Raw genomic sequence first — 24,287 nt, 5'->3', positions numbered from 1 at the left:
GGCGGCGTCCTGCCTGTCCGCGATTGCGGAGTTACTTGCGGTACTTGTCGAGCAGCGCCATTAGCGCCGGGCCATAGACCGCTTCCTGCGACTTCCAGACCGGCTGGACCGCGGCGATGAACGGCGTCGGGTCGACCTTGTTGACGGTCATGCCCTTGCTGGTCAGCTTCTCGACCAGTTGCTGGTCCGAGGCGGTGACCATCTTGCGCTGCTCGTCGCGCCACTTGGCGGCGGCGGCCAGCACGGCCTCCTTGTCGGCCGGGCCGACCTGGTCCCAGATGCGCTTGCTGACGACGAGGCAGGCGGCGCCCCAGACATGGCCGGTCAGGGCGGCATATTTCTGGACGTCGGCGAAGGAGGAGGAATCGATGATCGAGAGCGGGTTCTCCTGCGCGTCGAACACGCCCTGCTGCAGCGCCGAGTAGAGCTCGCCGAAGGCCAGCGGCGCCGGCTCGGCGCCGAGCGCGCGGAAGGTGTCGAGGCGGACCTTGTCCGGCGTCACGCGGATCTTCACGCCCTTCAGGTCTTCCGGCTTGTTGACCGGCGCCTTCTTGGTGGTGATGTGGCGATAGCCGTTCTCCCACCAGCCCAGCACCACGATGTTCTTGGCCGCGAGCAGCTTGGCGAGCTCGGTGCCCATCTCGCCATCGAAGGCAGCGAAGGCCTTTTCACGGGTCGGCCAGGCATAGGGAAGCTCGACGATGCCCATGCGCGGCTCGATCGGCTGGAACGAGCCGCTGCCGATCACGCCGCCCTGCATGGTGCCGATCTGCAGGCCCTCGACGACGTCCTTCTCCGTGCCGAGCTGGCCCGACGGGAAAACCTGGATGGTGACGCGGCCTTCGGTCGCCTTGGCGACATCCTCGGCGAAGCCCTTGGCCGCGACGTTCCAGCTGTGGTTCTCGGCGAGCACATGGCCGAGCCGGATCTGGACCTTGTTCTGCGCCATGGCCGGCACGGCGGCGAAACAGCCGAGGACCGTGGCGACCTTCGCCAATGCGGTCATTCCCACGAATTTCATGGTTTTTACCCCTCTATGCGGCTTTGTAGCTATGCCCGTGATTGTTTGGGGCATGAGCGTGGCTGGCAAATAGATATTGGCTATGCTTGGCATCCGGCCTGCCGCCAGTGCCATTCCGAGCGGCGCCAAACCGCCCTCGCCCGCGCGGTCGAGCGGCTTTCGGAGCCGCCGGAAAACCTGCCTCAGGCGACAACCGGCGCGACGATGGCGTTCAGCGCCGAGACCAGATCGGCCGGTCGCATCCGAAGCTGCAATCCGCGCTGGCCGCCGTTGAGATAGACCTGCTCATGCGCCAGCGCCTGCTCTTCGATCGCGGTCGGGATCCGCCGCATCTGCCCGAAAGGGCTGATGCCGCCGACCTTGTAGCCGGTCAGCCGCTCGGCCTCGGGCGGCTTCATCATCTGGGCCGACTTGCCGCCGAAGGCCGCGGCGAGCTTCTTCATCGAGACCTCGCGATCGGACGGCACGATTACGCAGGCCGGTTTGCCGTCGACCAGCGCCATCAGGGTCTTGAGCACGCGCTGCGGCGGCTCGCCCAGGGCCTCGGCCGCCTGCAGGCCGACCTTGTCGGCCCCGGGATCGTAATCATAGCTGTGGACGGTGAAGGCGACGCCCGCCTGCTCCAGCGCCTTCGTCGCCCTTGTCGCCTTCGACATTCCAGCCTCCAGGGCGCAGCCGCCATGGCCGCAACCTTCCGATGAGGCGCGGACCATCTTCCGCGGCCGGAGCGAGGTCAATGCGGTCATCTGCAAGCCGGACACGCGCCGGGCACCTCCCTGCCCCTGCGACAACCGGCACAAGGCCGGCTTGCCGCAGTTCGGAAACAAGATATATTCAAAGATAAAGATACATCGAACACAATCCTGGGGAGGATCCATGCTGAACCGTCGCGACATGTTGCTCGGTGGCGCGGCCGCTGCGCTGGCCAGCTCCGCTTCGGGCGCCCTGTCCCAGGTTGTCGCCACGGCCAGGCAGGGCGAGCGGGCGATCTCGATCCTCAGCGACGGCAGTTTCGAGCTGCCGCAATCGATGCTGGCGCGTGATGTCCCGCTCGATGCGATCGCCCAGGCGACCAAGGCCAGCGGCCCGTCGGTCAGCGTGCTGAACGTCACCTGCTTCAGGCAGGGCGATCAGGTCATCGTCTTCGATTGCGGCTCGGGCGCCAATTTCCTGCCCGGCACCGGCAAGCTCGCCGCCAGCCTGGAAGCTGCCGGCATCGCGCCGGACAGCGTCACCCATGTCCTGTTCACGCATCTCCACCCCGACCATTTCTGGGGTGCGCTCGACGATTTCGACGCGCCGCTCTTTCCGAAGGCCCGCTGGCATGCCCACCGGCGCGAGGTCGCCTTCTGGACCGACGCCAAAGTCTACGAAAAGCTGCCCGAGGACCGGCACGCCTTCGCCGCCGGGGCGCAGCGCATCGTCAAGGCGCTGGGCGCCTCGCTGGAGCTGCACGATGCCGGCTCGGAATGGGTGCCGGGCGTCGCCGCCTTCGACACGGCCGGCCATACGCCGGGCCATGTCTCATTCGAGCTCAAGGATGCGAGCGGCCCGGTCTTCGTGCTCGGCGACGCGCTGACGCATAAGGTCGCCTCCTTCGCCCACCCCGAGTGGAGCCCGGCCACGGATCATGACGCGGCGCTCGCGGTCGCGACCCGGCGCCGCCTGCTCGACCGCGCCGCGAACGAGAAGGCGCAGGTGATCGGCTATCATCTCGACGGCGCCATCGGCCGCGTCGAGCGCGACGGCAGCGCCTATCGCTTCGTCACCGGCAGCTGAGCGCCCCCCGGGACGCGGGCTGCGCCGGCCTTGCCGGCGTGCCGCCCGGGCTCATTGTCCCGCAGCGTAGAACTTCGCCTTGTCGGGCTTGTAGGTCCAGGGCAGCCCGGCGTTCTTCCAGCCATTGACCGTACGCTGGCCGTAAGAGGACGCATCGCCCTCGAAGCCCTCATACTGGCTGTAGACCTGGGTGAAGCCGGCCTCGGCCAGCTTGTCGGCGGCGCGGGCCGAGCGGTCGCCGGAACGGCACATCAGGATGACGCGGTCGTTCTTGGTCAGCCCCTTGGCGGCCAGCAGACGCTCGACGTCCCGGCTGAAGACCGGGTTCGCATCGAGCTTGTAGCGCCCTTCCTTGTCGTCCCAGTCCCAGAACTCGGTCACCTCGACGAAGGGGACATGGCCGTCGATGACAGGCGCCCAGCCGGTGAACATCATCTCGGCCCGGGTCCGTACGTCGACGAACAAGGTGCGGGCGCCGTCCCGGCTCATCGCCTCCGCAGCCTCGCGCGGTCGCATATAGAGGCCGAGCGAGGTCTGCTTGGCCTTCGGAATGGCGGCCTGCGCCTGGGCGGCAGCATTGGCAGCCGGGCCGGCGCCGGGAACAACCGGAGCCTGCGCCAAGGCGGAAGATGCTGCAGCGGCCATGACGATGGCCGACAGGATGGCGATCTGGCGTTTCATGCGGATGTCCCTCACCGGTCCCTGCTATGCCTGCGCCGCGCTGCTCAGAGCGGCTTGTGCGGGCAGGTGCGGATGCCTAGCAGCGTGTAAGCCGGGCAGAAGCGGAACAGCGCCGTCGCCAGCATGACCACGCCCCAGGCCGTCAGCGCGTATTTCCACGCTCCCCAGCTGGCGACGAGCTCGGCCAGCGGCGAGACGAAGGCCGCCATGACGAGCACGATCCCGACGACGAAACGCACCCAGCGATCAAGAACACCGACATTCATCGATCTGCTCCATGGCTATGACATATTTATATTCATATATATGAATTATAGAATGTAAATTGCCTTGCTGTGCAGCATGGCTGACCCATGGCCACGATTGTGAAAGCTGTTGAGCCACCGTTCGATGATACCGATCAAACAACGCAGCGATTTCCGGGCTTGCGGCTCCGGCGCGTGCGCCCCGCCCGTGCAGGTCGCGCGCACGGCAAGCTGTCTCACCGACGCCTCGACCGCCTGCCATGTACTGACGGCGCATATCGCCGCCGGGGGACGTCGAAGCTCGCTGCCCTCAGCGGCGGAAGATGAAGAGGTTGCGGATCGAGCCTTCCATCAGGAAGGCGATGCCGAGTCTCGCGCCGATCATCATGCCGCCGATCGCCAACGGCCAGGACAGCGCCATCATCGAGCCGGCCGAAATGCCCTGCCCGATCGTGCAACCGCCGGCGAGCACGCCGCCGCCGCCCATCAGCACCGCGCCGAGCAGATGCCGGCGCATCTCGTGATGGTCGTCGAAGGCTTCCCAGCGGAATTCGGCGTCGAACAGCGCCGAGGCGAAGGAGCCGCAGACCACGCCGACGATCGTGCCGACGCCGAAATCGAACAGCCCGACCGGGGTGGTCAGCACCGCATAGAGCGCCCGGCCGACCGGCGAGACGAAGGTCAGGCTCTGCGTGCGCGGGTTGAGCGCGAACTCGTCAATGGCGACGCCCGTCACCCACCAGCCCAGCACAACGCCGAGCCCGAGCGTCAGCCCGGCGAGCAGAAGGCGCGGCGAACGCCGCAGCCGGCGGTCGATCAGCACGGTGCCGATCAGCAGGGCCGGTGCGACGATGCCGAGCGCGAGCCGAAGATCCCCCAACCCCAGCCATTGCAGCACCGAGGGCAGATCGCCCTGTACCGATCCGGGCACGGCGACCGCGACCTTCTCCAGGACATCGATCCGCAGCGGCGCCAGGATGCCGCGTAAGGTCGCATAAGCGACGGCGCCGAAGACCATCATCACGATCAGGCTGCGCAGATCGCCGGAACCGAGCCGGATCAACGAGCCGAAGCTACAGGTTCCGACCAGCGCCATGCCGATGCCGAACAAGGTGCTGCCGAGGAGGATGGAGAACCAGGGCAGCGCGCTCGGCAGATAGGTCGAGAATTCAGGCGACAGATCGCCGCGCCAGACCATGAACTGCGTGCCGAACAGCGCGACCGCCAGCGCCAGTCCGAAAATCCGCAGACGGCGGGTATCGCCGCCGATCCAGAAATCCTCGATGGCGCCGAAGGAGCAGAGGCGCGCCCGCCTTACGGTGAAGCCGCAGACGGCGCCGATTGCGACGCCGACCAGAGTTACGGCCCAGGGGGAAAGCGGCGTCACGGTTCAGCGCCCGGGCAACGGGAGCATTTTTCTGGTCAATCCTCGTTCGCCGGCTTCTGCGGTCCGCAGAAGATATCGTAGATCACCGAGATCATGCGCCGGACATCGTCATTGGCGAGGCTGTAATAGATCGCCTTGCCGTCGCGCCGCGTCGTCACCAGCTGGTCGAGCCGCAGCCGCGCCAGTTGCTGCGACACCATGGGCTGACGCAGCGAAAGAATATGCTCCAGCTCGGTCACCGTGCGCTCGCGCTCGGCGAGCAGGCAGAGCAGCAGGAGGCGGTTTTCGTGCGAGAGCGCCTTGAGGAAATCGCTCGCCTTGCGCGCCTTCCGCATCAGGACATCGAGCTCGGGCGAGAATTCCTCGCCGTCGCGCAGCTCGGTCTCAAGAGCCTTGGAAACGATCGCGGTCATTGTCTGTCCATCGTGGCGGGCAGGCTGCCCGTTCGCTGAATGGGATTTTCTATGTCAGCAAGCATCTTGCCAAGCAAACCCCAGAATGTGTCGTTGCTCAGATAGCCGGTGATCCGGCCGACCTCGCGTCCCTCCGAAACAAGCACGAAGGTCGGTGTATAGCGCACCGGCCTCGCGAGGCCCGGTTCGGGCGGACCGCCCTTGCCGAGGTCGATCCGGCGCAGCGGCGCGGCGCGCCCTTCCACCGTCCTGTCATAGCCCGGCGCGACCTCGCGGTCCCAGCGCTCGCACCAGACACAGCCCGCACGCTCGAACATCAGGAGCTCGGTGCCGCGTGCCGCCATCGCCGGCAGCAGCAGCGCAGAGGCGACCAGCAAGGCGCGCATGACATTGGCGGTTGCATTCATCGCGTTAACATAGTCGTATTCAGATATATAAACCAGAGGCAGGATCAGAGCGTGTTCGACATCTCGATCGCCGGCGCTTTCATCGCCGGGCTGCTCTCCTTCCTCAGCCCCTGCGTGCTGCCTTTGGTGCCGCCCTATCTCTGCTTCCTGGCCGGCGTCGGCATCGGCGAGCTGTCGGGCTCGGGCGGTCGGCTTGAGGCCCGCCAGTCGCGCCGGATCGTCATGATGGCCGGCGCCTTCGTGCTCGGCTTCACCACCGTCTTCGTCGCGCTCGGCGCCACCGCCTCGACCATCGGCGCCGTCGTCACCACCTATTTCGAGACGCTCTCGATCATCGCCGGCGCGCTGATCCTGATCATGGGCCTGCACTTCCTCGGCTGGCTGCGGATTCCATTGCTCTATCGCGAGGCGCGCTTTCAGACCGAGCGCAAGCCGGCGAGCATTGTCGGGGCCTATCTCGTCGGCCTCGCCTTCGCCTTCGGCTGGACGCCCTGCGTCGGACCGGTGCTGGCGACGGTGCTGATGGTCGCCGGCGCGGAAGGCACCGCCGTGCGCGGCGCAACGCTGCTCGCCGCCTATTCGCTGGGGATCGGCGTGCCCTTCCTGCTCGCCGCGGTGCTCGCCGGCCCCTTCCTCAATCTGATGGCGCGCTTCCGGCGGCACATGCCGGTGGTCGAGAAGACCATGGGCGCGGCCCTCGTCATCACCGGCCTGCTGTTCATGACCGGCACCATGCCGGTTCTGGCCGGCTGGCTGCTCCAGACATTCCCGGCCCTCGGCACGATCGGATAGGGAGAGGCTCATGCTGACGCGCAGAACCCTGCTGGGCACCGCCCTCGCGGCGACGCTGACCGGGCCGGCTGCCGCCCGCGCCACGCTGGGCGAGGACGGGCTCTACCATCTCGACTGGTATCTCGAGAGCTTCCTCGACCTTCCCGAGGACCTGCAGACCGCAACCACCAATGGCAAGCGGCTCGCCATCATGTGGGGGCTGAAGGGCTGCCCGGCCTGCCGGCGCATGCACGAGGTCCATCTCGCCGACCCCGCCATCGAGGGCTACATCAAGGCGAATTTCGAGGTGCTGCACCTTAACCATATCGGCGCCCGCGAGGTTACGGATTTCGACGGCGCCAAGCTCGGCGAGAAGCAGCTCGGCGAGCGCTACGGCGTCAGGTTCACCCCGACGATCCAGTTCCTGCCCGAAAGCGCGGACGGGCTGAAGGGGCGTAAGCCGCAGGAGCGCGAGGTCGCGCGCATGCCCGGCCTGCTCGATCCCCCGCAATTCCTCGCGATGTTCCGCTATGTCCGCGAGAAGGGCTATGAGAGCGCGCCCTTCCCCGACTGGCTGAAGCGCAACCCGGTCAAGTCCGGTTGATTCTCCCACCGCCGAGACGCAGCTGCGTGCTGGAAGCCGCTGCAGAGCTCCGAGAGCCCTCATCCTGAGGAGCTGCGCAGCAGCGTCTCGAAGGATGCTCCAGCTTGGTCCAGAGCCTCCTGGAACATCCTTCGAGACGCCATCCCTGGCGGAATGGCTCCTCAGGATGAGGGCTGTACAAAATCTCGAACAAGCACTGAGCCTCTTCGATGACTGCCAGAGCAGAGCGGCGCCCCTTGGACAAAGCCAATGAGAAACGACAACGCCGCCATGAAGGCGGCGTTGCTCGAATATCCGGTCGAACGCCCCCGCCCCGAACCGGGGCGAGCCGAGCCCGCTACTTGTTCACCGGCGATTCCGGGTCGAACAGATAGGCCATCACATCCTTGATCTGCTGCTCGTCGAGCACCTTGTTGACGCCGAAGCGCGGCATGTTCGAGCAGGGCACCACAGCCATCGAGTTGTAGATCTTGGTGTAGGCGTCCTTGATCGTCTCCGGATCGTATTTCCGGTCCTTGCCATAGGCGGCCAGACTCGGGCCGAGCGTGCCGTAGCTGACCTCCTTGGGGTCAAGTTGGTGGCAGGCGAAGCAGTTGCCGCCGGAGACTGTGTTCGGCGGATCGGAGAACTGGCCGCCGCGCCCGTTATTCGCGACCTGGTAGCCCTTCTTCCAGTCGCCGAGGAATTTTCCGTCGGCGGGATAGGAGACGCGCGCTGATTCGCGCTTCAGGATCGCGTCGGATTCCGCCGAGGACGGGTTGTTGCGCGTCGTGTTGCAGACGGCGAGCGTCTCGTCCGGCTTGATCCTGGCCTGCCATTCCGGCGGCGCCTTGCCAAAGGTCGCGGCGAGATAGGCGTCGATCACGGCCTGGCTCGGCCGCTCATCGGCGAAGGCCGGGCCGGCGCAGAGCAGGAGCGCGGCGGCGGCGAATGCGTGCTTCATCATCTCGTTGCCCCTCAGCGCTTGATCGACGGAACCTTGATCTCGCCGCCTTCGGCCTGCTTCTGCAGGAAGACGGTGAGAGCGGTCAGGGCGTCGGTGCCATAGCCGGGCACCGGCCAACGCTGCTGGCGATAGCAGTCCCAGAGCCGGTGCTGCATGGTGCGCAGCGCGCTCTGCGAAACGCGATAGGTCGGCCAGGAAGCCATCGTCTCCTGCGCGGTCTTGCCCTTCACCGAGAGATTCGGCAGGCCCTGCAGACGGATGCGCTTGCCTTCCTCAGCATGGCAGGTGGCGCAGGAGAAATCGTTGACGCCGCCGCGGGTGTAGAACAGCGCCTCGCCGACCGCCGCCATCTCCTTCTCCTTGGGATGGGAGAGCTGCGGCTCGATCTTCATCTCGCTCGACTTGTTGGCGATGAAGGCGACGAGATCCTCCATGTCGGAGGCCCGGGCCGGCCCCGAAAAGCGCCGCAGCACCACGTCCTTGGTGTCGAGCCCCTGGAGCTTGTCCATGCACCAGAGCAGGCGCTGCTCGGTATCCATCACCTTGTCTGCATCGGCGAAATAGCGCGGCAGCTTGGCGAAGGCGCCTTCGAGCTTGCCCGGCCCCTCGCCGAGATCGCAGGCTTCGAGGGAGACATTCTTGGTGCCGCGCTTCTCCGCCCACAGCACCTCGCCGCGGTCGACTGCCAGGAAGCCCGGATTGGAGAACGGGTCCGAGAGCATCTGGCGATAGCGCTCGATTTCCTTTTCGCTATCGTCGAGCGGTTGCGACTGCGCGGTCAGGTGGCCTGCGGCCATTGTCATGGCGGCAGCCAGCACGGCCGCCCCGATCATGGGGAGCTTCATCCCTTGCCCTTTCGTTCCCTCTCGCGGCCGTGGTTTCCCGGCCTGTGCTGTACGCCCCCCTCTCATTGGAGGGGCTTTACATTCACAAAAAACAATATCACGATACGTGAGAATGATCGCGAGCCGGCCCCGCCGTCAAGAGCGAAACAAGAACATTTCAAAGGAGGAATTCCGATGTCTTCAGGGCTTACGCGCCGCAGCACGATCACGGCCGGCGCCGCCGCCGCTTTCGCGAGCCTTCTGGGCTCGCGGCTGGCCTTCGCCGACGAGAAGGCCGTCGCGGCCGAAATCAAGAAGCTCTACGGCGACAAGGCGATGGCCGAGGGCAAGATCAAGCTCGACGTGCCGGAGATTGCCGAGAACGGCCTGGTCGTGCCGGTCAATGTCGAGATCGACAGCCCGATGACCGAGGCCGACTACGTCAAGGCGGTCCACATCTATGCCGACGGCAATCCGCAGCCGGGCATCGTGACCTATCACTTCACGCCGGCCTGCGGCAAAGCCTCGGCCGCGACCCGCATGCGGCTCGCCCAGACCCAGAACATCGTCTGCGTCGCCGAGATGTCGAACGGCACGCTGCACATGGCCAAGGCCAACATCAAGGTCACGATCGGCGGCTGCGGCGGCTGATTTCGCCGCCGATCCAACGAGAACAACGACGTTTCAAGGTGAGGATGCTCCCATGACGACCAAGCCCACCCCGCGCGTGCGCGTGCCGTCCAAGGCCGCCGCCGGAGAGCTGATCGAGATCAAGACGCTGATTTCGCACGAGATGGAATCGGGCCAGCGCAAGGACGCGCAGGGCAACACCATCCCGCGCAAGATCCTCAACAAGTTCAGCGCCAGCTTCAACGGCAAGCCGGTCTTCTCGGCCGACTGGCACCCGGCGATTTCCGCCAACCCCTATCAGTCCTTCTTCTTCAAGGCGACGGAATCGGGCGAGTTCACCTTCACCTGGAAGGATGATGACGGCTCCGAATACACGGCCAAGAACAAGCTGACGGTCGGCTGAGCCGCTGCGGCCGGCGCGGCCGGCCACCACCAGATCACTGAGGCGCGCCGCCGATGGGCAGCGCGCAGGGGCGGCGCGTCTGCGTTCGCCCAGAGGATGAAGCATGGTCTCACGACGCGAATTCCTTCAGGCCACGGCGGCTGCGGCGGCAATCGCCACGGCCTCCGGCCTCGGCCCGCTCGGCCGGGCGGCGGCGCAGCAGAAGCTCTCACAGGCCGATATTCTGCGCTTCGACCCGCTGGGCACGGTGACGATCCTCCACGTCACCGACATTCACGCACAGCTTATGCCGCTGCATTTCCGCGAGCCTTCGGTCAACCTCGGCGTCGGCCCGGCCAAGGGCCAGCCGCCGCATCTCGTCGACGCCGAGTTCCGCGCGCATTTCAAGATCGCCAACGGCTCGGCTGACGCCTTCGCGCTGACCTCCGATGATTTCGTCACGCTGGCGAAGACCTACGGCCGGATGGGCGGGCTCGACCGTGTCGCGACCCTCGCCAAGGCGATCCGGGCCGAGCGCGGCGACGACAAGGTTCTGCTGCTCGACGGCGGCGACACCTGGCAGGGCAGCTGGAGCTCGCTCCAGAGCAAGGGCCAGGACATGGTCGAGGTGATGTCGGCGCTGAAGACCGACGCCATGGTTGGCCATTGGGAGTTCACGCTCGGCGCCGAGCGGGTCAAGGAGATCGCCGAGAGCGCCTCCTTCGCCTTCCTCGCCCAGAACATCCGCGACAAGGAGTGGAACGAGCCGGTCTTCCCACCGCGCAAGGTCTTCGAGAAGGGCGGCGTCAAGATCGCCGTGATCGGCCAGGCCCTGCCCCGGACGGCGATCGCCAATCCGCGCTGGATGTTCCCGGACTGGGAGTTCGGCATCCGCGAGGAGGAAATCCAGAAGCAGGTCGAGGAGGCCCGCGCCGAGGGTGCCGCCATCGTGGTGCTGCTCTCCCATGACGGTTTCGACGTCGACAAGAAGCTGGCCTCCAGGGTCAAGGGCCTCGACATCATCCTGACCGCCCACACCCATGACGCGATGCCCGGCATGATCCGCGTCGGCGACACCGTGCTCGTCGCCTCCGGCTCGCATGGCAAGTTCCTGTCGCGGCTCGACATCGCCGTGAAGAACGGCAAGGTCGCCGATATCCGCTTCAAGCTGATGCCGGTCTTCTCCGACGCCATCGCCCCGGATGCCGAGATGGCGGCGCTGATCAAGAAGGTCCGCGAGCCCTATGCCGCCGATCTCGCCAAGGAGATCGGCCGGACGGATTCGCTGCTCTACCGGCGCGGCAATTTCAACGGCTCGTTCGACGACCTGATCTGCGACGCGATGCTGAGCCAGCGCGATGCCGAGATCGCGCTCTCGCCGGGCTTCCGCTGGGGCGGCAGCCTCCTGCCGGGCGACGCCATCACCTGGGAGGCGATCACCAACGCCACCGCGATCACCTATCCCAACTGCTACCGCATGGAGATGACCGGCGCCCAGCTCAAGGAGATCCTCGAGGACGTCGCCGACAACATCTTCCATCCCGATCCTTATTTCCAGGGCGGTGGCGACATGGTCCGCGTCGGCGGCATGGGCTACGCGATCGATGTCGGCAAGCCGATGGGCAGCCGCATCTCCGGCCTGACCCATCTGAAGTCGGGCCAGCCGATCGAGGCCGCCAAGAAATACGTCGTCTCCGGCTGGGCCAGCGTCAACGAGGGCACGCAGGGACCACCGATCTGGGACGTGGTGCGCGACCACGTCGCCGCGACCAAGACGATCACCATCAAGCCGAACGACGCCGTGAAAGTCACCGGGGCCTGACACGGCCCTCAGGCCGGCTGCCCGCGATCAAACAGGACGAACGCCCATGAGTTCCGAACCACAGGCCGGGCCTCTCAGCCGCCGCCGCTTCCTCGGCGTGGCCGGAGCGGCCGGCGCAGGCCTTGCCGCCTCCACACTGCCCGCGCGCGCCCAGGCGCCGACGCCCGATCCGCTGATCACCGAGGTCCAGGACTGGAACCGCTATCTCGGCGAAGGTGTCGACAAGCGCCCCTATGGCACGCCCTCGCGCTTCGAGAAGCACGTCATGCGCCGCGACGTCTCCTGGCTGACGGCCTCGCCCGAATCCTCGGTGAACTTCACGCCGCTGCATGAGCTCGACGGCATCATCACGCCATCTGGCCTGTGCTTTGAGCGTCACCATGGCGGCATCGCCGATATTGACCCGGCCAATCACCGGTTGATGATCCATGGGCTGGTCGAGAAGCCGCTCGTCTTCACCATGGAAGACATCAAGCGCATGCCGCGCCAGAACCATGTCCACTTCCTGGAATGCGCTGCCAATTCCGGCATGGAATGGCGCGGTGCGCAGCTCAATGGCTGCCAGTTCACCCACGGCATGGTCCACAACGTCATGTACACCGGCGTGCCGCTGAAGCTGCTGCTCGCCGAGGCCGGGCTCAAGCCCAACGCGAAATGGCTGATGCTGGAAGGCGCCGATTCCTCCGGCATGAACCGCTCGCTACCGGTGATGAAGGCGCTCGACGACGTGCTGATCGCCTTCGCCATGAACGGCGAGGCGCTGCGGCCCGAGCAGGGCTACCCGCTGCGCGCCGTCGTTCCGGGCTGGGAAGGCAATATCTGGGTGAAATGGCTGCGCCGGATCGAGGTCGGTGACATGCCCTGGCAGGCCCGCGAGGAGACCTCGAAATACACCGACCTGCTCGCCGATGGCCGCTCGCGCCGCTACACCTTCATCATGGACGCCAAATCGGTGGTGACCAATCCCTCGCCGCAGGCCCCGCTCAAGCACAAGGGCCGCAATGTCCTATCCGGCCTCGCCTGGTCGGGGCGCGGCACGATCAAGCGCGTCGACGTCACGCTCGACGGCGGCAAGAACTGGCAGTCGGCACGGATCGACGGGCCGGTGCTCGATAAGTCGCTGACCCGCTTCTATGTCGATTTCGACTGGGCCGGGCAGGACCTGCTGATCCAGTCGCGCGCCATGGATTCCACCGGCTATGTCCAGCCGACCAAGCAGGAGCTGCGCAAGGTGCGCGGGGCCAACTCCATCTACCACAACAACGGCATCCAGACCTGGCATGTGAAGGCGAATGGGGAGACCGAGAATGTCGAGATCGCTTAAGCCGGTTCTGCTGGCGGGCCTGGCGGGTCTTGCGATCCTCGGCACCGGCCCGCTGATCGCCCAGACCGCCAAGCCGCAGGCGAAAGCCGCCGCACCTGCGCAGGCGCCGGCAGCCAAGGCGCCTATGCTTGGCCTAGGCCGCCCCGCTCTGCCGGAGGAGATCAAGGCCTGGGACATCGCCGTGCGCCCCGACGGCAAGGGCCTGCCGCCCGGCAAGGGCACGGTGAAGCAGGGCGACGAGATCTTCCAGGCGCAATGCGCGAGCTGCCATGGCGAGTTCGGCCAGGGCAATGGCCGCTGGCCGGTGCTCGCCGGCGGCGTGGGCTCGCTCACCGCCGACCGGCCGGAAAAGACCATCGGCTCGTTCTGGCCCGACCTCTCGACGGTCTACGACTACATCCGTCGCGCCATGCCCTATGGCAACGCCCAGTCGCTGAGCCCCGACGAGATCTACGCGCTGACGGCCTATCTGCTCTACCTGAACGACATCGTGAAGGACGAGGAGTTCGAGCTGTCGGACAAGAACTTCACCTCCGTGAAGCTGCCCAACGCCGCCGCATTCTACGATGATGATCGCGAGACGACCGAAAAGGCGTTCTGGGGCAAGGAACCCTGCATGAAGGACTGCAAGGCCGAAGTGAAGATCACCGGGCGGGCCGCAGTGCTCGACGTCACGCCCGATTCGAAATCGGCGCCGAAGGTCGATTGATGCCTAGCGCCTCGCCGGTTCCAACCTGGTTCGGCTCGGTCGCGACCGCGCTTGCGCTCTCGGGCGGTCCCGCGAGCGCGGCCGGCGACAAGGCGCTGGGCGAATACCTGTCGTCGGAGTGCTCCTCCTGCCATCAGAGCAGCGGCCGGCAGGTCGGCGGCATTCCCGCCATCATCGGCCACCCCGCCGACCAGTTCGTCGCGCTGATGATCACCTATCGTGACAAGCAGCGCGACAATCAGGTCATGCAGACCATCGCCGGCCGGCTATCGCAGGAAGAGATCGAGGCGCTCGCCGCCTACTATGAAAGCCTGAAACCGAGCCGGTAAGCGCCCATGGGGCGCGCAACGGCCTCGGCCAAATGAAGATCGGACAGGCCCAGCAAGAGGCCGCCGGGTACGCAGCCGCGACGATGTCGAACGAGAACTGGGGAGAGGGACATGAAGATTCATCGCCGATCTTTCGTCATGACCGGCCTGACGGCAGCCGGCACGCTCGGGCTGGGAGCCCCGGCCGTCCTCGGCCAGGCCAAGCCCCGCGTCGTGGTGATCGGCGGCGGCGCCGGTGGCGCGACGGCGGCACGCTACATCGCCAAGGACAGCCAGGGCGCCATCGCGGTGACGCTGGTCGAGGAAAACGAGACCTACCAGACCTGCTTCCACTCCAATCTCTTTGTCGGCGGCTTCAAGACCTACGAAGAAATCAGCCATCGCTACGATGCGCTGACGAAGAACCACGGCATCACCCTTGCGCGGGCGCGGGCGACCCAGATCGACCGCGACAAGAAGGAGGTCGTGCTCTCGACCGGCCAGCGTCTGCCCTATGACCGGCTCGTCGTCTCGCCCGGCATCGACCTGAAATACGACTCCGTCCCCGGCTGGTCGAAGGAGGTCGAGGAGCAGATGCCGCATGGCTGGAAGCCCGGCCGCCAGACGCAGCTGATCAAGCAGAGGCTCGATGCGGTGCCCAATGGCGGCACCATCGTGATGATCGCCCCGCCCAATCCCTATCGCTGCCCGCCAGGCCCCTATGAGCGCGCCTCGATGTTCGCCCATGTGCTGCAGCAGGCCGGCAAGAAGGACGCCAAGGTCATCATCCTCGATCCGAAGGAGAGCTTTTCCAAGCAGGGCGTCTTCCAGGCCGACTGGGAGAAGCGCTACGGCTCGATGATCGAATGGCTCGGCCCCAAGGTGCATGACGGGATCAAGTCCGTCGATCCGAAGACCAACACGGTCGTCACCGGCTTCGAGACCTACAAGGACTGCGCCTTCGTCAACGTCATTCCGGCGCAGATGGCCGGCGAGATCGCCCGCAGTGCCGGGCTGGCACCGGCCGGCGGCTACTGCGCCATCGATGCGGCCACGATGAAGTCGACCGCCGACCCCAACATCTTCGTGCTCGGAGACGCCTGCATCGCCGGCGACATGCCGAAATCCGCCTTCTCGGCCAACAGCCAGGCCAAAGTCGCGGCGATGACGATCCGCGGCGAGCTGACCAGCGCCCGCACCTTCCCGGCCCGTTACGTCAACACCTGCTGGTCGCTGGTCGCGCCCGACGACACCATCAAGGTCGGCGGCCGCTACGAGCCCAAGGACGGCAAGATCGCGGCGACCGAGACCTTCGTCTCCAAGCCCGGCGAAAGCGCCGAGCTGCGCAAGGAGAACCAGGCCGAGAACATGGGTTGGTATGCCGGCATCACCGCCGACATGTTCAGCTGAGGCAATGCACCGGCGCCGCGGCCTCCCGCGCGGCGCGAACCTGATGGCCGCGCCCCGCGCGGCCTCCTTTTTTCCAGCCACCAGAAACAAGGACGAAGCATGCGACTTCTGATCTCGGCCAGCCTTCTTGCCGCAGTGCTCGGCGCCGGCGCCGCGAGCGCCCAGGACATCGCCGCCGGCGAGCGCTCCTGGAACAAGTGCCGCGCTTGCCATCAGCTCGGCGAGACCGCCAAGAATGGCGTCGGCCCGCAGCTCAACGGCCTGTTTGGCCGTGTCTCCGGCACGGTCGAGGGCTACAGCTATTCCACGGCCAACAAGAACGCGGCGATCACCTGGGACGACGCGGTCTTCGCCGAATACATCAAGGACCCGAAGGCCAAGATCCCGGGCACCAAGATGGTCTTCGCCGGCATCAAGAACGATAAGGAGATCGGCGACCTGACGGCCTATCTCAAGCAGTTCGGCAAGGACGGCAAGAAGCAGTAACGGCAAGAAGCAGTCGCCGGGCGCCGGCCGACCAGCTTCTCAAGAACGAACCGCCCAGGGCCGTGCCATGGGCGGTTTGCATTTGTGGAGCGGGCACCCGCAACGGCGACGTTCCGTCCGGAATAACGAAGCAGACCGACCAGGGCGTACCCGAGCTTGCCGGCCGTGCCGCGCTCAGACCCGGATCAGGCGTCGGTGAATGCGCGCCTCCCGATCCAGAGGCCGAGAAACGAGAACAGCCCGAGGGCCACCCCTGCTTCTGCCGTGCCCAGCGCTAGACTTCCAAACGCCGCCATCGCGACGCTGAAAAGTGCGATTGCCATGCCCCGTCTCCTTGCGACAAGACTATGGCCCCTTCAGAGACGTTCTAGCGTTCATCGGGGGGAATTGGCAAAGCGGCTTCGCGCCGCGGTGTTGGCCTCGAGGGACCGTGGAGCCACAAAAAAACCCGGTACCGTCTGAACGGGCCGGGTCATCTCTTCGGGAAGGCTTGCCGGGCACCGAAGTGCCCGGCGAAAAGGCTCAGCGCATCGCCCCACGAACCACATCGACGGCTTCGCCCACGCCCTTGCCGACCTCGTCCTTCACGCCGCTGACGGTGCCGACGATCGCCCCCGCAATGCCGCCGGCGAAGGCTCCGACGAAGCCGAAGGTGAAGCCGACTTCACCACCCTTCTGGAAGCTTGTCTCGACGGAGTCGCCGATATTGCAGATCGAGTCGTAGAGGTTGAACCCGCCGCTCACGCTCTCCAGGGCCGCGTCATTCAAGGCAATGTTGCTGCGCTCGGTGTTCATCTCTGTGCTCCATCAACCGCGTCGTTTCGATGGAGACAGTTCTATGCCGACTGACTTACAGGCAGCTTACAGGCATGACATCAGCACCGTGCCAGGAACTTGCGTTCCAGTCAGGGTTACGAGACCGCCGATGATTTCTGTAGAATTTTAGCTGTCGGTCCACGTTCACCAAGCGGCCGGATCGAGCAGATTGAACACGACATCGGCATGCGAGACGTGCACTGGCGCGCATGCCTCCGGAACCTCGCAGCCGCGCCGAAGCGCTACATTTCGGATTGTCAGAAAGGGTCCGTGGTGGGTGATGTAGGGCTCGAACCTACGACCCGCTGATTAAGAGTCAGCTGCTCTACCAACTGAGCTAATCACCCATACGCCACGGAGACGTTGTCGGCGAGGCGTGGACCGCGTCCCGACAGGCGGCGATGTAGCAAACACCCCCTGCCCTGTCCACCCGTCTGCGACAGAAATATGCAAACTTCTTTGGAGCACCCCGGCACACCCTGTGGAAAAATCCGTCAGATGGCGCGCCGGAGCGATTTTTCGGCCGTTTTAGGTCGTTTTCGCAGTTCTCAGGCGGCCTGCCGACGATCGAGCAGATGGTAGAGCGCGATCGCCGCGAAGGTCGCGGTGCCGATGCCGCCGAGCTCGTAACCGAAAATCGGCAGCTTGAGATCGCCGGCACCGAGAATCAGCGCGGTCGCGACGGTCAGCAGATTCTTCGGCTCGGCGAAGTTGACCTTGTTCTCGACCCAGATCCGGCCGGCGGTGGCGGCGATCAGGCCGAAGACCACGACCGCAAGGCCGCCGAGCACCGCGACGGGGATCGTGCCGATCACCGCGCCGAACTTCGGCGAGAAGCCGAGCAGCAGGGCGATCACGCCGGCGGCGACGAAGACAAGGGTCGAATAGACCCGCGTCACCGCCATCACGCCCATGTTCTCGGCATAGGTGGTGACGCCGGTGCCACCGCCCGAGCCCGCGATCATCGTGCCGAGGCCGTCGGCGAAGAAGCCGCGACCGATCAGGTTGTCGAGATTGCGCCCGGTCATCACCGAGATGCCCTTGATGTGCCCGAGATTCTCCGCAACCAGGATGATCGCGACCGGGACGATCAGGGCGATCGCCTTGGGCTCGAAGACCGGCGCGACGAAGTTCGGCAGGCCGAACCAGGCGGCTGCGGCGACCTTGCCGAAATCGATCGGCGGCGCGCCGAAGCTCGTGGCCGTCGCGGCGTAAAGGACATAGGCCGCAAGGCCACCGATCAGCACCGGCAGGCGCTGCGCCAGGCCGCGCCCATAGACCGCGATCAGCGCCACCGCGATGACCGTGAACAGCGCGATCCACTTGGTGTAGGGGCTCGCCGAGATCATGTTCATCGCGACTGAGGTCAGGTTAAGACCGATCGCAGCCACGACCGCGCCGGTGACGACCGGCGGCAGCAGCTTCTCGATCCAGCGCGTGCCGACGCCCTGCACGATGAGGCCGATCAGCGCATAGGCCGCCCCGCAGGCGATGATGCCGCCGAGTGCCACGGGAAGGTTGAGGTTGGGGCCGGAGCCGGAATAACCGGTGGCGGCGATGACGACGCCGATGAAGGCGAAGGACGAGCCGAGATAGCTCGGCAGCCGCCCGCCGGTGATCACGAAGAACAGCAGCGTCGCGACGCCGGAGAAGAAGATCGCGACGTTTGGATCGAACCCCATCAGGATCGGCGCCAGCACGGTCGAGCCGAACATGGCGACGACATGCTGTAGGCCGGCGATCACGGTCTGCCCGGCCGGCAGGCGCTCATCCGGCATCACGTCGCCGGAGGTCTTCAAAGTCCAGTTCGGAAAATAGCCAGCCATCTCGCCCGCTCCCAGCCATCGCGCACGCGCGCACCGGGAGGCAATAGTGGCAAGAATCGGGCCTGCGCCAAGCGAATGCGGCGCGCCGTCCACCGCAAAACGGTGTTTCAGGCGGTGAGCCGGTCGGAAACCGATTTCACGAAGCGGTTGAGGTTCTCGGCGAGGCCTCCCGCGACGGTGCCGACGGCGGCCGAGCGCGTGTTCATCTCGCCGACGGAAGCGCCGACGCGCTCCATGGCACTGAGCGCCTCGGCCGCCAGCGCCAAGGCCGCCTCGATCTCATCTGTCGTGGCCTGCGCATCCCGGGCGATGCCATCGCTGACCGCAAATTGCTCCGTCACCGCTCCGGCGACCGCGGACATGTTCGCCGACATGCCGGACACCGACTGGTCGATCCGCGCCATGGCATCGACACAGCGCGCTGTCGCCTGCCGGATGGCCTCGATCCGGCTGCCGATCGCCTCCGTCGCCCCACTGGTCTGCGCGGACAGCGACTTCACCTCGCTGGCCACCACGGCAAAGCCACGGCCGGCCTCGCCGGCACGGGCCGCCTCGATGGTGGCGTTGAGCGCCAGCAGGTTGGTCTGCGCCGCGATCTCGGAGATCAGGCCGACGACCGAACCGACCTCGGAGACGAGGGCGGCGAGGCTCTCGATCGTCCCGCGCGCTTCTCCCGCCGCCATGACCGTCCCGGCCGCGATCTCGGCACTCTCCTGCGTCCGCCTGTCGATCTCGCCGATCGACTGGCGCAATTGCCCGATCGAAGAGACCGTCTGCACGGCGCGCTCGCGCACCTTGGACCAGCTTTGCCGGCTAGCGTCGGTGGTCTCGCCAGCGCGGCGTGAAGCCGCCGCCGAACTGGCGGCAACCCGGCTCAGCGTCGCCGCAGCCTCTTCCGTTTCGCTCGAGACCTGTTCGACCTGCTGACGGAAATCGTCTGCGAGTGCGGCGATGTCGGTGACATAGCGGGTCGTCTGTTCGGCGCGCATCGCATGGATGTCGCCGAGTGCATTGACGAGGTCGACGATCAGGAACTCCGCGAGCTTGACGCAATCGCGCGCCGTCTGCCGTGACGAGAAGCGATGCCGCCTCGCGATCTCGGGGAAAAGCGACCGCATCGCCGTCATCGCCAGAACGGCATGCGTGCGTGGTCCGAAGGGCGAGGCCGTCTCGGTCTGCACGGCGCGCCGCAGCGATTCCGCATAGGCATCGTCGAACGTTGCCTCGAACAGGGAGCGGGCATGCTGTGCCATCTCGGTGCACAGGGTCGGCCCGTAGGTCCGCGAAGCCGCTCCCATGGTCGGATGTCCGGAAAGCCGTTCGAAGTGCAGCGCCATCGCCGCGTCAATCTTCGCACCGAGCGTCGGGGCGAGTTCCCCTGCCAGCTTCAGCGTCGCATCGCCGACGCCGAAGATCGCCAGGCGCGAATTGGGCGCAGCGGGGGCGAACAGGGAATCTCTTTGCGTCTCGTCTGCCATTGCGCGGGCTCGTTTCCGAGGCCCACGCTGCCTGCACAATGGTTAAGGAAGGGCCAAATCGCTCAGGCGGCGGGCCTGTGAGCGGCGGTCCCGGCCGTAACGGAGCTATCCTCGGCAATCCGCGCATCGGGGGCGAGCTCCGGCAGCGCTCGCGCCTGCGCCATCGCCGCCTCCAGCGGTCCGGCGGCAAGATCGGGCATCGCCTCGAAGCCCGGCAGGACGAAGTAGGTCTGCTGGAAATCGTCGATCTTGTAGCGCGTCCGCATCACCCGAGCCGGGTCGAAGCGGATACGGTTTGGCTTGTCGCTCTCCAGCGCGAACAGGGTCTCGCCGGGCGATGAGGCGATGCCGGCACCGAAGATGCGCAGACCCGCCGCAGTCTCGATCAGGCCGAACTCGACGCTGTACCAGTAGAGCCGGGCGAGACGAGAGAGATCGGCCGGATCGGTATAGCGCAGACCGGCTGCGCCATAGGCCGCGACGAAATCGGCGTAGGACCGGTTCATCAGCAGCGGCACATGGCCAAATACATCGTGGAAGATGTCCGGCTCCTCGATATAGTCGAACTCCTCCGGCCGCCTGATCCAGAACCCGGCCGGAAACCGGCGTTCGGCGAGATGGGTGAAGAACACCCGGTCCGGCACCAGCCCGGGCACGGCCACCACCTCCCAGCCGGTTGCAGCCTTCAGGACGCGGTTGATCTGCCGGAAGTCGGGTATGCCGTCGGCGGCGATGCCGAGCGCCGAGAGCCCCGCGAAGAACTCGTCGCAGACGCGCCCGCGGAGCAGCTCGAACTGGCGCCGGTGCAGCCGCGACCAGGTCTCATGGTCAGCGGCGGCGTAGTGCTGGAATCTCTGGTCGACGACGAAATCGGCCGGAACCTCGTCCGGCTTGAGGCCTGACCGGCTGAGCGGGTCGGTAGTCATGGCGCACCTCCCAATGCTGCAAGCATGCTGCGCCCGCCTCCGGGTCATGTCCTGACTTTCTCTTGCGCCTCAGCGGCCTCGATAGAACAATATGACCGGGAAACGCACCAACGGGTCCGATCATGACAGAAACAAGCAAAGCCCCGTCACGCCTCGACGAAACCGACCGGCGCATCCTGCGCGCCCTGCAGCGCAATGGCCGCCTGACCAATGCCGCCCTCGCCGAGGAGATCGGCATGGCGCCCTCTCCCTGCCTGCGCCGCCTCAAGGCGCTGGAGGAGGATGGCGTCATCGCCGGCTATCGTGCGCTGATCGACCGCCGGCAGCTCGGCCATGGCGTCGAGGCCTATGCCTTCGTCAAGCTCGCCCAGTCGGATCCGGACTGGCGAACCCGCCTGATCGAGAAGCTGAAGGCCTTCGACGAGGTCATCTCATGCCAGGCAATGACCGGCGAATGCGACCTGCTCGTCCACATCGTCGCCGATGACATCGAGGCCTATGGCGAATTCGCCATGCAGCGCCTGCTGACGCTGCCGGGCATCGCCGACATGCGCTCCTCGTTCGTGCTGGCGACGATCAAGCCGGATCGGGGCTGGCCGGTCTGAGAAGGCCCCGCTCAGGGCGTCACGCCATAGGCGCGGTAGCGCTCGCCGGCGCTGACGTCGAGATCGCGCGCCCGGGCGAAATCGAAAGCCGCCTCTTCCGCATCGCCGCGGCGCTGATGCGCGATCGCCCGGCCGTACCAGGCCTGCCCGAGCCTTGCATCGAGCGAGAGCGCCCGGTCGTAATCGGCGATGGCGCCATCGAGATCGCCGTGCTTGAGCTGGACGAGCGCCCGCGTGTGCAGGACCCCGCTCTGGTTCGGCGCGAGGCGCAGCGCCTCCTCGCAATCCGGCAGCGCCCCCGCCACCTGCCCGCTGACCGCGCGGATCAGGCAGCGCATGTTCCAGAAGCCGGCCTGCTCTGGGTGGCGCTTGATCAGGCGCCCGAGCTCGTCGATCGCAAGACTCGGCTGCTGAGCGCTGACCAGCGCCTGGGTCAGGCCGAGTGCGGCATCGATGCGGTGCGGCGCCAGCGTCAAGGCCGCGCGGTAATCCGGGATCGCTGCCTCCGGCTCCCCCAGAGCGAGGCGGACCGCGGCGCGCGACAGCCAGCCATCGGCATCCTCGCGATCGATCGCGAGCGCGGCGTCGAAGTCCACGAGCGCGCGCTGGTATTGCCGGGAGCGCTGCAGCAGCTGGCCACGGTTGAGCAGCGCCGCGTGATTGCTCGGCGCTACCGCGAGCACCTGGTCATAGGCGCTCAGCGCCGCATTGGCCTGCCCGCGCGCCTCCAATGCTCGGGCACGCTGGAACAGGGCCTCGACGAAGCGCGGCGCGCGCCGCAGCGCCGCCTCGCTGTCGGCGAGCGACTCCGAGAACACGCCATCGCGAAAATGCAGCCGCGCCCGCAGCACGAGAGCCGCCGGGTGATCCGGCTCGATCGCCAGCGCCGTCGCAACGTCCTGCCGCGCCTGCGCGTCGCGCTGCGGCTGGCCGATGCGGAACTGCGCGCGCCGCACCAGCCGCGTCACGTCGAGGCCATCGACCGCCAGCGCGGCGTCTAGCTCGGCGAGTTCGTCGCGCGTCGGCGCGGCCGGCTGCGGACGGGCCGCATGATAGGCATGCCAGAAGGCCGCTCGCTCGTGCCCGAACTGTGTCCTGGCCGCGTGGATGAAAGCGGCCAGCCGCATCGGCCAGACCTCGATCGAGCGGCCGAGCACCGGCAGCAGGGCCTCGCGCCGCTCTATGGCCCCGGCATGAGCGGGTTCGCGTTCAAGCACGGCGCCATAGGCCGCCAACGCCGCCAGTCTTTCGCCGAGCATCTCCTCGGCCATCGCCAGGCCGAAGCGCGTCGCCAGATCGTCCGGACGCCCCTGCAGCGCGAGCTCGTAGGCCTTACGAGCCGGAGCCGCCCGGCCGAGCGCGAGCAGGGCGTCGCCGCGCATACCGTGCCAGGCCGGTGCGTCGCGGCCGGGCCCGGCGCGGTCGAGATCGCGCAGCGCCTCGTCGTTCCGTCCAAGGGAGAGCAGCAGGTGGGCACGATTGCGCAGGCCGTTGCCATCGTGCGGCGCCAGCGCCAGCAGCTGGTCTAGGTCCCGCAAGGCCTCGGCCTGCCGGCCCTGCTCGATCAGCAGCAAGGCGCGGTTGTTGAAGGCAAAGACGGTAGCCGGATGGGTCGCGATCAGGACGTCATAGGCCTTGATCGCCCGGAGCGGCCGGCCGCTCCGCTGCAGCACCAGAGCGCGTCGCGACAGGGCGGTTTCGTTGCGCGGGTCGAGCCGCAGCGCACGCTCGTAATTCGCCAGCGCCGGTTCCAGCTCCCCGAGAGCCTCGAAAGCCCGCCCGCGCTCGACCCAGCTTTGCGGCACTGCGGGCTCGAGCCGCAGGGCGCGCTCGAAAGCGCCGACCGCCTCGGCGGGACGTTTCAGCGCCGACAGCGACATGCCGCGCCGATAATGGTGCGAGGCGATGGCGGGCTCCAGCTCGATCGCCATGTCGAAGTCGGCCAAAGCGAGATCATGCTCGCCGAGGCCTTGCAGCAGCCTGGCCCGCGCCACCCGCGCCCAGGCGCTCGACGGGTCCAGCCGCAGGCCATGATCGAGGTCCGCCCGTGCGCCAGCCAGGTCGCCGCGCCGTTCGCGCAGGCTGGCCCGGTCGACCAGCAGGCTGGCAGGTGCGTTGCCGGCGGCGAGCCCGGCGGCGAGGACCGCTTCCGCCTCGCGATGACGGCCGAGTTCGGAGAGCACCGCGGCGCGACCGCGCAGAGCCGCAAGATGGCCTTCGGTTGTCCTCAGGGCGGTCTCGAAATCGCGCAGAGCCGCATGGAGAGCGCCCTCGCCTTGCGCCAGCCAGCCGCGGCTGGCGAGCAGATCCGCCCGGTCGCCGCGGTTCAGCTCGACCCGCAGGGCTTCGTCGCAGGCCGCCTTGCGCTCGCCGCGCGGCGTCTCGATCTCGCCCATGCAGATTTGCGCCAGCTCTTCCGTCTGCTCGGCCGGAGAGACCGGCGGAAGTGAGGTATGAGCCGAGGCGGGCGTGGCCTGGAAAGCGACC

General features: G+C 66.7%; 27 protein-coding genes and 1 tRNA gene. 12 read left to right on the top strand and 16 right to left on the bottom strand.

The window, feature by feature from the left end; translation table 11 throughout:
• Positions 1 to 31: 31 nt before the first annotated feature.
• Positions 32 to 1,021: a DctP family TRAP transporter solute-binding subunit gene (locus DK26_RS11715; protein WP_083533151.1), complete on the bottom strand. Its 990-nt coding sequence runs from the start codon at positions 1,019 to 1,021 to the stop codon at positions 32 to 34.
• 182 nt (positions 1,022 to 1,203) lie between these two features.
• A complete protein-coding gene (gene ybaK, locus DK26_RS11710; protein ID WP_066472103.1) occupies positions 1,204 to 1,677 on the bottom strand; it encodes a Cys-tRNA(Pro) deacylase in 474 nt (157 codons plus the stop codon).
• Positions 1,678 to 1,897: 220 nt separating this feature from the next.
• On the opposite strand from ybaK, the gene DK26_RS11705 reads away from it, so the two are divergent.
• On the top strand, positions 1,898 to 2,800 hold the full coding sequence (locus DK26_RS11705; protein WP_066472102.1) for an MBL fold metallo-hydrolase: 903 nt from the start codon (positions 1,898 to 1,900) through the stop codon (positions 2,798 to 2,800).
• A 51-nt stretch (positions 2,801 to 2,851) separates the two neighbouring features.
• Here the strand turns inward: DK26_RS11705 and DK26_RS11700 are convergent, their stop codons facing one another.
• From DK26_RS11700 to DK26_RS11680, 5 genes are all read right to left on the bottom strand, one after another.
• The gene (locus tag DK26_RS11700) at positions 2,852 to 3,481 is read right to left on the bottom strand and encodes a rhodanese-like domain-containing protein (protein WP_248309935.1); all 630 of its coding nucleotides are present in this window, start codon (positions 3,479 to 3,481) and stop codon (positions 2,852 to 2,854) included.
• Positions 3,482 to 3,525: 44 nt separating this feature from the next.
• On the bottom strand, positions 3,526 to 3,747 hold the full coding sequence (locus DK26_RS11695) for a DUF2892 domain-containing protein (protein ID WP_066472099.1): 222 nt from the start codon (positions 3,745 to 3,747) through the stop codon (positions 3,526 to 3,528).
• 289 nt (positions 3,748 to 4,036) lie between these two features.
• Positions 4,037 to 5,113, bottom strand: coding sequence for a YeeE/YedE family protein (locus DK26_RS11690; protein WP_066472098.1), 1,077 nt, complete (start codon positions 5,111 to 5,113; stop codon positions 4,037 to 4,039).
• Positions 5,114 to 5,148: 35 nt separating this feature from the next.
• Positions 5,149 to 5,526 (bottom strand): metalloregulator ArsR/SmtB family transcription factor, encoded by a 378-nt coding sequence (locus tag DK26_RS11685; protein ID WP_066472095.1) that lies wholly within the window; start codon positions 5,524 to 5,526, stop codon positions 5,149 to 5,151.
• Positions 5,523 to 5,933: a hypothetical protein gene (locus DK26_RS11680; protein ID WP_066472092.1), complete on the bottom strand. Its 411-nt coding sequence runs from the start codon at positions 5,931 to 5,933 to the stop codon at positions 5,523 to 5,525. The genes DK26_RS11685 and DK26_RS11680 overlap by 4 nt, the downstream gene beginning before the upstream one ends.
• Positions 5,934 to 5,984: 51 nt before the next feature.
• Between DK26_RS11680 and DK26_RS11675 the strand changes: the two genes are divergently transcribed.
• Positions 5,985 to 6,725, top strand: coding sequence for a cytochrome c biogenesis protein CcdA (locus DK26_RS11675; protein ID WP_248309934.1), 741 nt, complete (start codon positions 5,985 to 5,987; stop codon positions 6,723 to 6,725).
• A 10-nt stretch (positions 6,726 to 6,735) separates the two neighbouring features.
• Positions 6,736 to 7,308: a thioredoxin family protein gene (locus DK26_RS11670; RefSeq protein WP_066472089.1), complete on the top strand. Its 573-nt coding sequence runs from the start codon at positions 6,736 to 6,738 to the stop codon at positions 7,306 to 7,308.
• 337 nt (positions 7,309 to 7,645) lie between these two features.
• On the opposite strand, the gene soxX is transcribed toward DK26_RS11670, so the two are convergent.
• Complete coding sequence (soxX, locus tag DK26_RS11665) at positions 7,646 to 8,251, bottom strand: sulfur oxidation c-type cytochrome SoxX (protein ID WP_066472635.1); 606 nt, start codon at positions 8,249 to 8,251, stop codon at positions 7,646 to 7,648.
• 14 nt (positions 8,252 to 8,265) lie between these two features.
• Positions 8,266 to 9,057: a sulfur oxidation c-type cytochrome SoxA gene (soxA, locus tag DK26_RS11660; RefSeq protein WP_248309950.1), complete on the bottom strand. Its 792-nt coding sequence runs from the start codon at positions 9,055 to 9,057 to the stop codon at positions 8,266 to 8,268.
• Between the two features lie 216 nt (positions 9,058 to 9,273).
• Between soxA and soxY the strand changes: the two genes are divergently transcribed.
• The 8 genes from soxY to DK26_RS11620 all read left to right on the top strand — a co-directional run bounded on the left by soxY (position 9,274) and on the right by DK26_RS11620 (position 16,149).
• Positions 9,274 to 9,729 (top strand): thiosulfate oxidation carrier protein SoxY, encoded by a 456-nt coding sequence (gene soxY / locus DK26_RS11655; protein WP_066472086.1) that lies wholly within the window; start codon positions 9,274 to 9,276, stop codon positions 9,727 to 9,729.
• Positions 9,730 to 9,781: 52 nt separating this feature from the next.
• A complete protein-coding gene (gene soxZ / locus DK26_RS11650; RefSeq protein WP_066472084.1) occupies positions 9,782 to 10,111 on the top strand; it encodes a thiosulfate oxidation carrier complex protein SoxZ in 330 nt (109 codons plus the stop codon).
• Positions 10,112 to 10,214: 103 nt separating this feature from the next.
• Positions 10,215 to 11,912 carry a thiosulfohydrolase SoxB gene (gene soxB / locus DK26_RS11645; protein ID WP_066472083.1) on the top strand — a complete coding sequence of 566 codons (1,698 nt, stop codon included), beginning with the start codon at positions 10,215 to 10,217 and terminating at the stop codon, positions 11,910 to 11,912.
• A 46-nt stretch (positions 11,913 to 11,958) separates the two neighbouring features.
• Positions 11,959 to 13,236 (top strand): sulfite dehydrogenase, encoded by a 1,278-nt coding sequence (soxC, locus tag DK26_RS11640; RefSeq protein WP_066472082.1) that lies wholly within the window; start codon positions 11,959 to 11,961, stop codon positions 13,234 to 13,236.
• A complete protein-coding gene (locus DK26_RS11635; protein ID WP_066472081.1) occupies positions 13,220 to 13,945 on the top strand; it encodes a cytochrome c in 726 nt (241 codons plus the stop codon). Before soxC ends, DK26_RS11635 begins: the two co-directional genes overlap by 17 nt.
• Positions 13,945 to 14,274 carry a c-type cytochrome gene (locus DK26_RS11630; protein ID WP_066472079.1) on the top strand — a complete coding sequence of 110 codons (330 nt, stop codon included), beginning with the start codon at positions 13,945 to 13,947 and terminating at the stop codon, positions 14,272 to 14,274. The genes DK26_RS11635 and DK26_RS11630 overlap by 1 nt, the downstream gene beginning before the upstream one ends.
• Before the next feature lie 111 nt (positions 14,275 to 14,385).
• Entirely contained in the window at positions 14,386 to 15,663 is a 1,278-nt protein-coding gene (locus DK26_RS11625) for an NAD(P)/FAD-dependent oxidoreductase (protein WP_066472077.1), read from the top strand.
• 99 nt (positions 15,664 to 15,762) lie between these two features.
• Positions 15,763 to 16,149, top strand: a complete 387-nt coding sequence (locus DK26_RS11620) for a cytochrome c family protein (RefSeq protein ID WP_066472075.1) — start codon at positions 15,763 to 15,765, stop codon at positions 16,147 to 16,149.
• 185 nt (positions 16,150 to 16,334) lie between these two features.
• On the opposite strand, the gene DK26_RS28970 is transcribed toward DK26_RS11620, so the two are convergent.
• The 6 genes from DK26_RS28970 to phhA all read right to left on the bottom strand — a co-directional run bounded on the left by DK26_RS28970 (position 16,335) and on the right by phhA (position 21,195).
• Positions 16,335 to 16,472, bottom strand: a complete 138-nt coding sequence (locus DK26_RS28970; protein ID WP_157089620.1) for a hypothetical protein — start codon at positions 16,470 to 16,472, stop codon at positions 16,335 to 16,337.
• A gap of 199 nt (positions 16,473 to 16,671) precedes the next feature.
• Entirely contained in the window at positions 16,672 to 16,944 is a 273-nt protein-coding gene (locus DK26_RS11615) for a hypothetical protein (RefSeq protein WP_066472073.1), read from the bottom strand.
• 292 nt (positions 16,945 to 17,236) lie between these two features.
• Positions 17,237 to 17,312, bottom strand: a tRNA-Lys gene (locus DK26_RS11610).
• A 201-nt stretch (positions 17,313 to 17,513) separates the two neighbouring features.
• Positions 17,514 to 18,791 (bottom strand): solute carrier family 23 protein, encoded by a 1,278-nt coding sequence (locus DK26_RS11605; protein WP_066472072.1) that lies wholly within the window; start codon positions 18,789 to 18,791, stop codon positions 17,514 to 17,516.
• A 107-nt stretch (positions 18,792 to 18,898) separates the two neighbouring features.
• Positions 18,899 to 20,269, bottom strand: coding sequence for a methyl-accepting chemotaxis protein (locus DK26_RS11600; RefSeq protein WP_066472069.1), 1,371 nt, complete (start codon positions 20,267 to 20,269; stop codon positions 18,899 to 18,901).
• Between the two features lie 62 nt (positions 20,270 to 20,331).
• Complete coding sequence (gene phhA, locus DK26_RS11595; protein WP_066472067.1) at positions 20,332 to 21,195, bottom strand: phenylalanine 4-monooxygenase; 864 nt, start codon at positions 21,193 to 21,195, stop codon at positions 20,332 to 20,334.
• A gap of 122 nt (positions 21,196 to 21,317) precedes the next feature.
• Here phhA and DK26_RS11590 point away from each other — a divergent pair, with 122 nt between their 5' ends.
• Entirely contained in the window at positions 21,318 to 21,800 is a 483-nt protein-coding gene (locus DK26_RS11590; RefSeq protein ID WP_066472065.1) for an Lrp/AsnC family transcriptional regulator, read from the top strand.
• A gap of 11 nt (positions 21,801 to 21,811) precedes the next feature.
• Here DK26_RS11590 and DK26_RS11585 read toward each other — a convergent pair whose 3' ends face one another.
• The gene (locus DK26_RS11585) at positions 21,812 to 24,196 is read right to left on the bottom strand and encodes a tetratricopeptide repeat protein (RefSeq protein ID WP_157089618.1); all 2,385 of its coding nucleotides are present in this window, start codon (positions 24,194 to 24,196) and stop codon (positions 21,812 to 21,814) included.
• Between the last annotated feature and the right edge of the window lie 91 nt (positions 24,197 to 24,287).

This window comes from Allobosea sp. WAO (assembly GCF_001509835.1).
GTDB lineage: Bacteria > Pseudomonadota > Alphaproteobacteria > Rhizobiales > Beijerinckiaceae > Allobosea.
Note: the sequence above shows the minus strand (reverse complement) of the source record. Positions and strands in the feature narration are given on the sequence as shown.